The organism is Pseudomonas sp. TE9122, from assembly GCF_056278925.1.
Map to the genome: position 1 here is coordinate 1,442,010 of NZ_JBWBQI010000001.1, position 12,179 is coordinate 1,454,188.

General features: G+C 60.0%; 11 protein-coding genes. 3 read left to right on the top strand and 8 right to left on the bottom strand.

The features are described from left to right. The first annotated feature begins 91 nt into the window (after nucleotides 1–91). Nucleotides 92–787, top strand: a complete 696-nt coding sequence (locus tag ACZ9BE_RS06510) for an HAD-IA family hydrolase (RefSeq protein ID WP_150635880.1) — start codon at nucleotides 92–94, stop codon at nucleotides 785–787. 62 nt (nucleotides 788–849) lie between these two features. Here ACZ9BE_RS06510 and ACZ9BE_RS06515 read toward each other — a convergent pair whose 3' ends face one another. Next, nucleotides 850–1,596: a 3-oxoacyl-ACP reductase family protein gene (locus ACZ9BE_RS06515; RefSeq protein WP_150635878.1), complete on the bottom strand. Its 747-nt coding sequence runs from the start codon at nucleotides 1,594–1,596 to the stop codon at nucleotides 850–852. A gap of 125 nt (nucleotides 1,597–1,721) precedes the next feature. On the opposite strand from ACZ9BE_RS06515, the gene ACZ9BE_RS06520 reads away from it, so the two are divergent. Next, on the top strand, nucleotides 1,722–2,645 hold the full coding sequence (locus ACZ9BE_RS06520) for a LysR family transcriptional regulator (RefSeq protein WP_476249074.1): 924 nt from the start codon (nucleotides 1,722–1,724) through the stop codon (nucleotides 2,643–2,645). Between the two features lie 131 nt (nucleotides 2,646–2,776). Here ACZ9BE_RS06520 and ACZ9BE_RS06525 read toward each other — a convergent pair whose 3' ends face one another. From ACZ9BE_RS06525 to ACZ9BE_RS06535, 3 genes are all read right to left on the bottom strand, one after another. Then, nucleotides 2,777–3,505, bottom strand: coding sequence for an aspartate/glutamate racemase family protein (locus ACZ9BE_RS06525; protein WP_041479158.1), 729 nt, complete (start codon nucleotides 3,503–3,505; stop codon nucleotides 2,777–2,779). A 53-nt stretch (nucleotides 3,506–3,558) separates the two neighbouring features. Next, on the bottom strand, nucleotides 3,559–5,097 hold the full coding sequence (locus tag ACZ9BE_RS06530; protein WP_460142930.1) for an NCS1 family nucleobase:cation symporter-1: 1,539 nt from the start codon (nucleotides 5,095–5,097) through the stop codon (nucleotides 3,559–3,561). Nucleotides 5,098–5,671: 574 nt separating this feature from the next. Continuing rightward, complete coding sequence (locus ACZ9BE_RS06535; RefSeq protein ID WP_041479156.1) at nucleotides 5,672–6,412, bottom strand: phosphoadenylyl-sulfate reductase; 741 nt, start codon at nucleotides 6,410–6,412, stop codon at nucleotides 5,672–5,674. Between the two features lie 164 nt (nucleotides 6,413–6,576). Between ACZ9BE_RS06535 and thrH the strand changes: the two genes are divergently transcribed. Beyond that, nucleotides 6,577–7,194, top strand: a complete 618-nt coding sequence (thrH, locus tag ACZ9BE_RS06540) for a bifunctional phosphoserine phosphatase/homoserine phosphotransferase ThrH (protein WP_460093870.1) — start codon at nucleotides 6,577–6,579, stop codon at nucleotides 7,192–7,194. Between the two features lie 94 nt (nucleotides 7,195–7,288). On the opposite strand, the gene pabB is transcribed toward thrH, so the two are convergent. The 4 genes from pabB to rloA form a co-directional block, all read right to left on the bottom strand. After that, the gene (pabB, locus tag ACZ9BE_RS06545; protein ID WP_476249075.1) at nucleotides 7,289–8,632 is read right to left on the bottom strand and encodes an aminodeoxychorismate synthase component I; all 1,344 of its coding nucleotides are present in this window, start codon (nucleotides 8,630–8,632) and stop codon (nucleotides 7,289–7,291) included. 303 nt (nucleotides 8,633–8,935) lie between these two features. Continuing rightward, entirely contained in the window at nucleotides 8,936–9,922 is a 987-nt protein-coding gene (locus ACZ9BE_RS06550; protein WP_056784132.1) for an alpha-L-glutamate ligase-like protein, read from the bottom strand. Next, complete coding sequence (gene rloB, locus ACZ9BE_RS06555) at nucleotides 9,922–11,457, bottom strand: osmotic stress tolerance membrane protein RloB (RefSeq protein ID WP_024012295.1); 1,536 nt, start codon at nucleotides 11,455–11,457, stop codon at nucleotides 9,922–9,924. Before rloB ends, ACZ9BE_RS06550 begins: the two co-directional genes overlap by 1 nt. Before the next feature lie 5 nt (nucleotides 11,458–11,462). Then, complete coding sequence (rloA, locus tag ACZ9BE_RS06560; protein WP_016773819.1) at nucleotides 11,463–11,999, bottom strand: retropepsin-like aspartic peptidase RloA; 537 nt, start codon at nucleotides 11,997–11,999, stop codon at nucleotides 11,463–11,465. Nucleotides 12,000–12,179: the final 180 nt, after the last annotated feature.

The following is a 12,179-nucleotide window of genomic DNA, read 5'->3' on the forward strand; positions in this document are numbered from 1 at the left end:
TCGGCCTCGCTATGCTGCTGAACCCATTAATCAGATCCGCGTTGCGACACGTTGCCTGTCGCCCGGGATGTCTTTGTTAACGGATCCGATGATGAATGCACCGCTGAAGACGTTCGGCCCGATCAAGGCCGTGATTTTCGATATGGACGGTTTGCTGCTCGACACCGAGGGCATTTACACCGAGGTCACCTCGCTGATTGCCGGGCGCTACGGGAAAACCTTCGACTGGAGCGTCAAGCAGAACATCATTGGTCGCGGTGCCAATGATCTGGCCAACTACGTGGTGCAGGCGTTGGAGTTACCGATCACTCCGGAAGAATTTCTGCAGATCCGCGAGCCGCTGATGCGCGAGCGTTTCCCCAAGGCGCAAGCGATGCCGGGGGCCGAAGCGCTGGTGCGTCACCTCAAGGCGCACAACATCCCGATCGCAGTCGGCACCAGTTCGTCGCGCCAGTCGTTCGGGCAGAAAACCACCTTGCACCGTGAGTGGTTTGCGCTGTTCGATTTCATCGTCACGGCGGACGATCCGGAAGTCGGCGCGGCCAAACCGGCGCCGGATATCTTCCTCACCGCCGCCCGGCGCCTGGGCATCGCGCCCGGGGATTGTCTGGTGTTCGAGGATTCGCCGTTCGGCGTCACCGCCGCGAAAGCGGCAGGCATGACCGCAATCGCCATCCCCGACGCAGCGATGGCCGATGAGAAATATGCCCACGCTGACGGCATTATTCGTTCGCTGAAAGCATTTATGCCCAGCGCCTTTGGCTTACCGATGCTGGAGCTGGCTTGACCGTTCACACGAAAACGCCGCCCTTCCTGTAAAGAAGGGCGGCGTTTTTTCTTGCCGGTCTGTCAGGCGCCGAAACCACCGTCGATGGTCAGGCTGGCACCGGTGATGTAACCGGCTTCAGGCCCGGCCAGGTAGGCGACGAAGCTGGCGATTTCATCGGCGGTGCCGTAACGACCGACGGCCATCAGCGGGATCAGGCTGTCGGCGAATTCGCCATGGGCCGGGTTCATGTCGGTGTCGACCGGGCCAGGTTGCACGTTGTTGATGGTGATGCCGCGAGGGCCGAGGTCGCGGGCTAGGCCTTTGGTCAGGCCGACCAGTGCCGATTTGCTCATCGCGTAGACACCGCCACCGCCGAAGGGCATGCGGTCGGCGTTGGTGCTGCCGATGTTGATGATCCGCGAGCCTTCGCCCATGTGTTTCGCTGCTTCCTGGGACGCAATGAACACGCTGCGCACGTTGATGGCCAGGGTCTGATCGAAGTCTTCGAGTTTGAAGTCTTCCAGCGGCGCGATGGCCAGTACGCCGGCGTTGTTGACCAGAATGTCCAGGCGTCCAAACGCTTCGACGGTGGCGTTGACGGCGTGGCGAATCGCGCTGGCATCGGCGCTGTCTGCCTTGATCGCCAAGGCTTTGCCGCCGTTGCCAGTGATGCTGTTCTGCAGTTCTTCAGCTTTGGCGGCGGAGCTGACGTAGGTGAAAGCGACAGCGGCGCCTTCAGCGGCCAGACGTTTGACGATGGCCGCGCCGATGCCGCGCGAACCGCCTTGAATCAGAGCGACCTTGCCGCTGAGGTGTTGAGTGGTCATGTTCGATCTCCAAGTGTTCAAGGCGGAATGCCTTGGTGTTGGTGCCGAGTATCGGCCTGGCATCGACAACCGGGTAGACCATGATTGCTATAGTCTGTGTAAACCAGAAGTTTATAGTGGCGATCATGGAAACGTTCAGCAGTATCGAATGCTTTGTGCGCAGCGCCGAAGTCGGCAGCTTTGCCGAAGCCGCGCGACGCTTGAGCCTGACCCCGGCGGCGGTCGGCAAGAGCGTGGCGAAACTGGAAGCGCGGCTTGGCGTGCGGCTGTTCCAGCGTAGTACACGCAGCCTGACGTTGACCGAAGCGGGGCAGCTGTTTTTGAGTGAAGTCAGCGCCAGCCTGACCACCATCCAGAATGCCGTAGCCAATCTGGCCAGTGCCGGCGGGCAACCGGCCGGCACGCTGAAAGTCAGCATGGGCACGGTGTTCGGTCGTCTGTATATCGTGCCGCTGCTCGGTGAGTTTCTGCGGCGCTATCCGGCAATCAACCCGGACTGGCATTTCGATAACCGCCAGGTCGACCTGATCGGGCAGGGCTTTGACGCGGCGATTGGCGGCGGCTTTGAACTGCCACAAGGCGTGGTTGCGCGCAGGCTGACACCGGCGCATCGGGTGTTGGTGGCATCGGAGGACTATCTGCAAAAACATGCGCCGATCAGCCATCCCGATGACCTCAAGCAACACGACGGCATTCTGATTCGCTCACCGCAGACCGGGCGCGTGCGCTCCTGGCAACTGACTCACCGCGATCAGCAACACAGTCCGCTGACATTGCGGGCGCGGATGACCATGAGTGATTCCGAGGCTGCCTGTGCAACGGCGATGCAAGGTTTGGGCATTGCACTGGTGAGCATGCCGTTTGCGGTGCCGTATCTTCAGGCAGGGACGTTACAGCGAGTGCTGCCGGAATGGTTTGTCGATGACGGCAACATTTCGATCTATTACGCCGAGCACAAATTGTTGCCGGGCAAGACCCGGGCGTTTGTGGATTTCGTGATTGAACAGTTTGCTGAGCAGGGACTGGGGCGTCGGTTTAGTGCTATCTGAGCCAGGCATCAAACCGAGTTGCGGCTATCGCGGGCAAGCCCGCTCCCACAAGTTTTGAGTTGTTCACACATCTTGCAAACAACACAAAACCCTGTGGGAGCGGGCTTGCCCGCGATGAACGATCACTCGGTCTATCGAGCAAAGCGCTCCGCCCAACCAACAATGTTCTTCGGCCGTGGCGTCGCATAAGTGCGCACCTTGGACGTCGACAACTTCAAACGCACCAGCGACTCGGCAATCGTCACCGCCGCTGTCACGCCATCCACCACCGGCACGCCGGTGCGCCGGCGAATCTGCTCGTCCAGCCCGGCCATGCCGCCGCAGCCCAGGCAAATCACCTCGGCCTTGTCCTGGGTCACCGCCAGTTCGGCCTGCTGCACGATCGCTTCCAGCGCGCGCTGCGGTTCGTGTTCAAGCTCCAAAACCGCCAGACCACTGGCGCGCACCGAGGCACAGCGATCCCACAGACCGGACAATTTCAGCCGATCCTCGATTAGCGGCACGGTGCGATCCAGTGTGGTCACCACCGAGTAGGCATGGCCGAGAAACATCGCGGTGCTGGCCGCCGCGTCAGTGATATCCACCACTGGCACGTTGAGCAGTTCCTGCAAGCCTTCGCGGCCATGTTCGCCGTAGCCGGCCTGGATCACCGCATCGAAGGGTTGATCGTAAGACATCACTCGATCCATCACGGCGATGGCGGCCAGGTAACTTTCGAAATTGCCTTCAATCGATTCGGCGCCGAAGTACGGCGTCAGGCCGACGATTTCGGTACCGGGCGAAGCGACGGCCTGCGCCGAGCGGGCGATGGCGTCGGTGATGGATTCGGTGGTGTTGACGTTGACCACGAGAATACGCATGGAAAATCCTTATTGCGGGCAGTGGTGCGGCCCGAAACCGGGCCGCGAAGGGATCAGTGGCTGACGTTATCCACAGCGATGCACTCGCCGCTGACGTCGGCGTAATGCGTGTGGCGTTTGGCGACGATCAGGTAAAGCATGCCGGCGATACCGGCACCGATCAGCCAGGAGAACGGTGAGACGCTGTGGAAACCGGGCACCAGCGCCAGGATGATGGCGATCAGCGCTGCAGGAATAAACGCCGCCACCGCGCGGAAATTGATGCCGCGGCTGTAGTAATAAGCGCCGTTGGGGTCTTCGCTGTAGAGCTGCGGCACGTTGATCCGGCCTTTGCGGATCAGCCAGTAGTCGACCATGATCACCCCGTACAACGGGCCGAGCAGGGCGCCGAGGCCCGACAGGAAATACACGATCACCAGCGGACTGTTGTAGAGGTTCCACGGCAGGATCAGCACGGCGATGGTCGCGCTGATCAACCCGGCGCGGCGGAAGGTCAGGTACTTCGGCGCCAGGTTGCTGAGGACGAACGCCGGGGCAACGAAGTTGGCCATGATGTTCACCGCAACGGTGACAATCAGAAAAGCCAGGCAGCCGAGCACCAGAAAGAACGTGTTGGGGATCGAAGCGATGATCTCGGTCGGGCTTTCGATGATCCGCCCGTTGATCTGGAACTGCGCGCCACACAGCAGTACGGTAATCGCGGCGAATACCAGAATGTTCACCGGCAAGCCCCAGAAATTTCCTACTTTGATGGTTTTGCGGCACGGCGAAGAACGGGCGAAGTCGCAGAAATTGAGGATCAGCGTGCCGTAGATCGCCAGCCACAACGCGCCACCAGCAAAAATGTTGCGCCACATCTCGCCCCCGGTCAGCGGCTCGCGGATCGACCAGGCAATGGTCGCGTTGGCCTGGAAGTACATCCACCCGGCGAGTGCGGCTACGGTCAGCAGAATCACCGGCCCGGCAAATGCCTCGTAACGGCGCACCATCTCCATGCCGTAGGCGAGGATCGCCAGTTGCACCAGCCAGATTGCTACAAAGCACACCCAGCCCAGACTCGACAGGCCCAGAATTGAGTCGTGATCGTATTCGGCAAAGCCGGGATGCACGGCGGTCAGCAGGACGCGGAATACCACCGAGGCGAGGTACGTCTGAATACCGAACCAGGCGATGGCGATAACCGCCCTGATCAATGCAGGAATTTGCGCACCGTGGATGCCAAAACTGATCCGGCTGATCACCGGAAACGGCACCCCGGTTTTCTGCCCCATGTACCCGGACAGGTTCATGAAGAAATACACCAGCGCCGCGCCGATCCCCAGCGACAACAGAATCTGCCAGCCGCCCAGACCCAGTGCATACAAGCCGATGGCGAACGAGTAGTTGGCGATGTTGTGCACGTCATTCGTCCACAGGGCGAAGATGCTGTACCGGCCCCAACGTCGGCCTTCGGCTTTGGTCGGCGCCAGATCGCTGTTGTGCAGACGCGGGCTCAGTTGCAGCGGCTCGCTCAGTCCGTCATCGGGCAACGGTTGATCAAGCGTGGAGGAGGGCAGATTCAGCACGATGTTATTCGAAAGACTTGTACGCATTCCGGCAGGCTCCTGACGTTCACTCCCGCGATGACTGTGCATGAGCGCTCAGGCTCGACAAATCTTCGTCGCGGCGGTGAAAACATCACTGGTTACGGGGCATCTGCAGCCTGTACGGGATAGGGCGCTTCAGGCTTGCGGATCGAAAGTGTGCATGTTTTGCAGTTTTGTATACAAAACATGTATGCGATAAAGCCAGATTTGTGCCAGTTGCCAATCTATAAGCGGCAGGGCTCATTTCGAATAGTTATCGATGCAACATAAGTCGCTGAAAAACCGACGATATAAATTGATCGATCGGGCAGGAATTTTTTCCAGGGGAGGGATTTTGCAGAGTGGCGAGCAGATGGGGATTCTGCTGGGGAGTGTAACTTTTCAGGGCGTCAGGACTGAAAGTGCACACATAAATGGCACCGATGGTGACAACCTTGTGTACACCTTTTGCGTGCCTGGCACATATCAATGTGGGAGCGAGCCTGCTCGCGAATGCGGTGGATCAGGCAACTGAAACGTTGACTGGAACGGCGCTTTCGCGAGCAGGCTCGCTCCCACAGGTCCTTCTATAAATGGGGGATCAAACCTTGCTCTTGCTGATGATATTCCCCGCATGCAGTCCGCATTCCTTCTGCGTGGCTTCTTCCCACCACCAGCGGCCTTCGCGCTCGTGCTGGTTCGGCAGCACCGGGCGGGTGCAGGGTTCGCAACCGATGCTGATGAAGCCGCGCTCGTGCAGGCTGTTGTACGGCAGCTCAAGCATGCGGATGTAACCCCAGATCTCCTCGCTGGTCATCTGCGCCAACGGGTTGAACTTGTACAGCGTGCGTTCCGGTGTCGAGAACGCCGTGTCGATTTCCAGCACCGCCACAGCGCTGCGGGTGCCCGGGCTCTGATCGCGGCGTTGGCCGGTGGCCCAGGCTTTGACGTCGGACAGCTTGCGCCGCAGCGGCTCGATCTTGCGGATGCCGCAGCATTCGCCGTGGCCATCTTTATAGAAGCTGAACAGGCCTTTTTCCTTCACGAACGGTTCGAGTTTCGTGTAGTCCGGCGAGACGATTTCAATATCGATCTTGTAATGCTCGCGCACCTGCTCGATGAAGCGGTAGGTCTCCGGATGCAGGCGGCCGGTGTCGAGGCTGAAGACTTTGACGTTCTTGTTCAGCTTCCACGCCATGTCCACCAACACCACGTCCTCGGCGCCGCTGAAAGATATCCACAAGTCATCGCCGAATTCGGCGAATGCGAGCTTGAGGATGTCCTGGGCGGATTTGTTGGCATAGGTCGTGGCGAGTTCCACGACGTCGAACGTTGGGCTCATCAGGGCGGCTTCCTACAGGTCAATGGCGCTCGGGCGCTCTATAGGGGGCCGATGGTAACAAAAAGCTGCCGCGCCCGGGGCGTCCTCTGCGTTGCGCGCGGCTGGTGCAGACGCTAGAGTTCGGCCTCGCTCGACTCAATAATCACTACAAACGGGAGTGTCTTGTGGAAATTGCTTGCCTGGATCTTGAAGGGGTACTGGTACCGGAAATCTGGATCGCCTTCGCCGAAAAAACCGGAATCGACTCCCTCAAGGCCACCACCCGGGACATTCCCGATTACGACGTATTGATGAAGCAGCGTTTGCGCATCCTCGATGAGCACGGCCTCAAGCTTGCGGACATTCAGGAAGTGATCGCGACACTGAAACCGCTGGACGGCGCGGTGGAGTTCGTCAACTGGCTGCGCGAGCGTTTCCAGGTGGTGATTCTCTCGGACACCTTTTATGAGTTTTCACAGCCACTGATGCGCCAACTGGGCTTCCCGACTCTGCTTTGCCATCGGTTGATCACTGACGAAAGCGGCCGGGTGACCAGCTATCAGTTGCGTCAGAAAGACCCCAAGCGTCAGTCGGTGTTGGCGTTCAAGAGCCTGTATTACCGGGTGATTGCGGCGGGGGATTCATACAACGACACGACCATGCTCGGCGAGGCGGATGCGGGGATTCTGTTTCATGCGCCGGACAACGTGATTCGCGAGTTTCCGCAGTTTCCGGCGGTGCATACGTTTGAAGAGCTGAAGCAGGAATTTCTCAAGGCCTCTAATAGAGAGTTGAGTTTGTAGTTGTCTGGAAGGACGTCTTCGCGAGCAGGCTCGCTCCCACATTTGGAATACATTTCCCTGTGGGAGCGAGCCTGCTCGCGAAGCTTTTAAGTTTTTAGAGGTTTTGCAGGGTATCGAGCAGGATCCGCACTTTGGTCATCGACTCCTGATACTCCGCCTGCCAGTCCGAATCGGCGACGATCCCGCCGCCGCCCCAGCAGCACACCTGGCCATCCTTGACCAACAGACTGCGAATGGCGATGGAGCTGTCCATCTCGCCGCGCACGTCCAGATACAGCAACGAGCCGCAATACAGACCGCGCCGGGTCGGCTCCAGCTCGTCGATGATCTGCATCGCCCGAATCTTCGGTGCGCCGGTGATTGAGCCGCCGGGGAAGCTGCCGGCGATCAGGTCGAGCGCGTCACGATCCGCCGCCAGTTCACCGGTCACGCTGCTGACCAGATGATGCACATTCGGATAGCTCTCCAGACTGAACAACTCCGGCACGCGCACCGAGCCGATGCGGCAGGTGCGCCCGAGGTCGTTGCGCAGCAGGTCGACGATCATCAGGTTTTCCGCGCGATCCTTGGGGCTGGCCAGCAGTTCGGCGGCATTGGCGGCGTCTTCGGCTGGAGTCAGGCCGCGAGGGCGGGTGCCCTTGATCGGACGGGTTTCGACCTGACGCTGGCTGACTCTGACGAAGCGTTCCGGTGAAAGGCTCAGCACCGCGCCGCCGTCGGGCAGGCTCTGGAAACCGGAGAACGGCGTCGGGCAGGCCTGGCGCAATGCGCAATAGGCCAGCCATGGATCGCCCAGACATTCGGCACGGAAGCGTTGCGCAAAGTTGACCTGATAGCAGTCGCCGGCCTGGATATAGTCCTGAATGCGTTCGAACGCCTGACGGTAATCGTCGGCCGAAATATCAGCGGCCATGGGGGCGTTCAGTTTGAATGGCGCCAGCGCGTCAAATTGAGGCTGAGTGAACAGCGCGACCAATCGCTGCCGTTCACTGTCGACAAGCGAAGGATGAAAGACCAGTTGGCTGGTTTGCGCGTGGTGATCACTGATCAGCGCCCAGTCGTACAGGCCAAAACGCGCATCGGGCAGTTGCAGGTCATCCAGCGCCTGACTCGGCAGGTTTTCCAGATGCCGGCCGAAGTCGTAGCTCAAATAGCCGATCAATCCACCGGCGAATGGTAATTCATACCCGGCAGGCAACTGCGCTTCGCCCAAGCGGCTGAGATGGTCACGCAGGCGCTGGAGGAAATGCGCACCGCTTTCCTCCGGCAACACCGCCAGTTGTTCCAGCGGCCAGGCGCTCAACAAGTCATAACGGCCGCGTTCGGCGCTCGGCCGGCCGCTGTCGAGCAGCACGGCGCCGGGGGCATTGCGAATGGCCGCGAAGTAGTCGGCGGGATTGGCGCGGTAGGGCAGTGGGTGTACGGAGCAGGTCAGCATGGGCGGGGCAGATCGGCCGTTGAGGCGGGGTGGGGATTGTAGTCCTCTGCGCTGCCAGATCAAAGTCAAAAGCCTCCCCCTCACCCCAACCCTCTCCCCCAAGGGGGCGAGGGGGAAAGGGAGCAGATCGGGGGCTTTTCAAAACTTGGGTTCGGCTCGATATCTTGGGGGAGGGAGCCGATCTTCATGCTTTTCAAAGCTTGAGTTCGACTCAAGACGTTCAGGTCGGCGTACCTCCAACATCCACCTCGGTCAGTCCCCTCTCCCTTTGGGAGAGGGTTAGGGTGAGGGGCTCTTGAGCTTTTAGCCTTCGACAGCTGGAATATGCCCAAACATCTCCTGGGTAAACGCCACCCGCTCTTCAACCGACTCCGTCACGCCCCGCGCCTTCAGCTCTTCCAGCCGCGCTTCAACCGCGTGGGTACGCAAGGTCAGGCCGCAATCGTTGGCGATCTGAATGTTCAGCCCCGGCCGCGCATTCAGCTCGAGGATCAGCGGGCCTTTTTCCTGATCAAGCACCATGTCCACGCCGATATAACCCAGCCCGCACAGCTCATAGCAGCCGGCGGCGAGTTTCATGAAACCGTCCCAGTAGGGCAGTTGCACGCCATCCACCGCATTGGTGGTGTCGGGGTGTTTGGTGATGATGTTGTTCAGCCATGTGCCGCGCAGCGTAAGGCCGGTGGCCAGATCGACGCCGACGCCAATGGCGCCCTGGTGCAGGTTGGCCTTGCCGCCGGACTGGCGGGTCGGCAGACGCAACATCGCCATCACCGGGTAACCCATCAGCACGATGATGCGGATGTCCGGCACGCCTTCGTAGCTGATGCTTTTGAAGATCTGGTCCGGGGTCACACGGTATTCGATCAGCGCGCGGTCGCGGTGGCCGCCCAGCGAGTACAGGCCGGTGAGGATGCTGGAGATGTGATGTTCCAGCTCCTCGTGGGCGAGGATCTTGCCCGACACCGTGCGATAACGGCCTTCGAAGCGGTCGGCGATGACGATGATGCCGTCGCCACCCGCGCCCTGCGCCGGTTTGATCACGAAGTCGCTGCGCCCGCCGATGATCTCGTCGAGCTTGTCGATTTCCTTCTCGGTGGAGATCACCCCGTACAGCTCCGGCACATGAATGCCGGCGGCGATGGCGCGTTCCTTGGTCAGGATCTTGTCATCGACGATCGGGTACAGGCTGCGCTTGTTGTACTTGAGCACGTAGTCCGCGTTTCGGCGGTTGATGCCCATGATGCCGCGCGCCTCGAGGGCCTTCCAGGTCTTCCAAAAACCGAACATCAGGCGTCAGCCTTCTTCAGGAAGGCCTTGAAACGTACCAGTTCGGTCAGGCGGTAGCCGCGATAGCGACCCATCGCCAGCATGAAACCGACCAGAATCAGCAGGATCGCCGGGAAGGTAAACACGAAGTACACCAGCTCCGGCACGGTCATGATCAGGTGTGCGAGAGAGGCGGCGAACAGCGTGCCGATGGCGACTTTCAGCGCATGGTTGGCGCCGCGTTCTTCCCAGGTGATCGACAGACGTTCGATGGTCATGGTCAGAATCACCATCGGGAACAGCGCCACCGACAAGCCACGCTCAAGCCCCAGCTTGTGGCTGAACAGACTGATCGCCGCAATCAACACCACCACGAACGTCAGCACCACCGACAGGCGCGGCAGCATTTGCAGCTTCAGATGTTCGAGATACGAGCGCAATGACAGGCCCAGCGCCGTGATCACTGTGAACAGCAGGATGCCGAAGCCCAGCTGCGTTTCGCGGAAGGCGAGGGCGATCAGCACCGGGGTGAATGTGCCGAGGGTCTGCAGGCCGACCAGGTTGCGCAGGATCAGGATCACCAGCACACCGATCGGGATCATCACCATGATCATGAAGGTCTGCTGGGTCTGCAGCGGCAAGCCGTACAGCGAGTAATCGAGGAAGTTGGCGTCAGTGTTTTCGTCGGTCAGCTTGGCCAGACGAATCGCGTTCATCTCGCTGTTGTTCAGGCTGAAGGTCACGTTGGCTTTCTTGCCGCCGTCGACGGTGATCAGGTTTTCGTCGCCGGTCCACCACAGCAGGCGATCGGTCGGCAGGCCTTGCTCACCGGTTTCCGGGTTGAAGTACAGCCAGTCGTTGCCGTTGAAGCTGCGCAGCCACAGTTCGGGAGTCTGAGGCTGATCGGCGACGAGGCGGATGGTGTGGACTTTTTCTACCGGAACGTGGGCAATCGACAGCAGCAGTTCGACGATCTTGGCTTTGTGCGAAGTCGACGGATCGCCGGCCAGCAGCAATTTGACGTTGTCGTCGTTGACATTGTTGACGCGCTTGATCGCCTCGCCAATAAAGGTTTCGACGTCGGCCGAATGTTGGCGGATCGGCGCGAGCAGAGCTTCGGCGGCGATTTTTTCCGGGCCTTCGATGACCATGCTGTCACGGAAGGTCGGGCCTTTGACCTTGGATTTTTCCGCGGTGTAGCGCTTGGTCAGCACCAGACGGTAATACAGCGTCTGGTTGCCCTTGGCGCGACGGGCCGACCAGGTCACCTTGCGGTTGCCGTCGATGCGGTTGACCGCGACGCCGTAGTTATTGGAGATGAAGCTTTCGTTGAGGCTCACGTAATCGCGGCTCAACGGCGGCACGAACATCTGGATCTTCACCGGATCTTTGGTGCTGGCGACGAACTCGACCTTGGCGTCGATGTTCCACAGGTCGTCGGTGGCGTCTTCGGTCACCGGGATGCCGAGCACGAAAATCTGATAGGCCGTAACCGAAACGCCCAGCAGCACCAGCACGGCGATCAGGATTTTCAGGTGGAAGGTTAGAGAACGCATGGAAATTACTCGGCGGTGTGAGCGGCGATGGTGCAGGCAGGTTTGCCGGCAGCGTATTTAAGACTGGGGTCGACCAGCGCGTCGAAGCGTTTCAGCGCCTCGGAGCCGATCAAAAGCGGGTATTGGAACGCACTTCGGTCGGTGAGGTTCACTTCGATGCTGCGCATTGCCGAACCCATGCAGATATCCAGCTCGATCACCGGACGGGCGGTGTACTGCTTGCCTTCTTCCGGATCGTAGTCGCCGGCGCGGCGCTTGATCTTGCTGACCCGCGCCAGCGGCCGTTCGATGGGGTGCGAATGCGCGGTGTCGATCGCCAGGTAGAAACGTACCCAGGATTCACCGTTGCGTTTGAAGCGTTTGATGTCGCGGGCACTCAGCGAGGCGGTTTTCGCCCCGGTGTCGAGTTTGGCCGCAACTTCGAGATTGATGCCGTCAAGCGAAGCGTATTCGTTGAGGCCGTACACGGTTTTTTCCCCCGCGGCGGCGAGGCCGGGCAGGCAAAACAGAGCAAAAAAGGTGGGGAAAGGCTTGAGTCTCATAAATCCTGGTGCGCAGCGTTCCGTTATCGGTTCAGGTGCCCGCACAACCGTGCGCAAGCCCCCGCGTGTGCCTGGCAGCTTTTTATGGCAAGCCGTACAAAAGACCCGCAAATGCGGGCGGCATTCTAGCACGGTGGTTTTATGGCGCCAGCGCTTGCGCCGACCCATGAGCTGCAAGGG

Bases quoted from the DNA above. Each gene is read 5' to 3' on its own strand.
- ACZ9BE_RS06510 (WP_150635880.1), top strand. From the start codon at position 92: ATGAATGCACCGCTGAAGACGTTCGGCCCGATCAAGGCCGTGATTTTC.
- ACZ9BE_RS06515 (WP_150635878.1), bottom strand. From the start codon at position 1,596: ATGACCACTCAACACCTCAGCGGCAAGGTCGCTCTGATTCAAGGCGGT.
- ACZ9BE_RS06520 (WP_476249074.1), top strand. From the start codon at position 1,722: ATGGAAACGTTCAGCAGTATCGAATGCTTTGTGCGCAGCGCCGAAGTC.
- ACZ9BE_RS06525 (WP_041479158.1), bottom strand. From the start codon at position 3,505: ATGCGTATTCTCGTGGTCAACGTCAACACCACCGAATCCATCACCGAC.
- ACZ9BE_RS06530 (WP_460142930.1), bottom strand. From the start codon at position 5,097: ATGCGTACAAGTCTTTCGAATAACATCGTGCTGAATCTGCCCTCCTCC.
- ACZ9BE_RS06535 (WP_041479156.1), bottom strand. From the start codon at position 6,412: ATGAGCCCAACGTTCGACGTCGTGGAACTCGCCACGACCTATGCCAAC.
- pabB (WP_476249075.1), bottom strand. From the start codon at position 8,632: ATGCTGACCTGCTCCGTACACCCACTGCCCTACCGCGCCAATCCCGCC.
- ACZ9BE_RS06550 (WP_056784132.1), bottom strand. From the start codon at position 9,922: ATGTTCGGTTTTTGGAAGACCTGGAAGGCCCTCGAGGCGCGCGGCATC.
- rloB (WP_024012295.1), bottom strand. From the start codon at position 11,457: ATGCGTTCTCTAACCTTCCACCTGAAAATCCTGATCGCCGTGCTGGTG.
- rloA (WP_016773819.1), bottom strand. From the start codon at position 11,999: ATGAGACTCAAGCCTTTCCCCACCTTTTTTGCTCTGTTTTGCCTGCCC.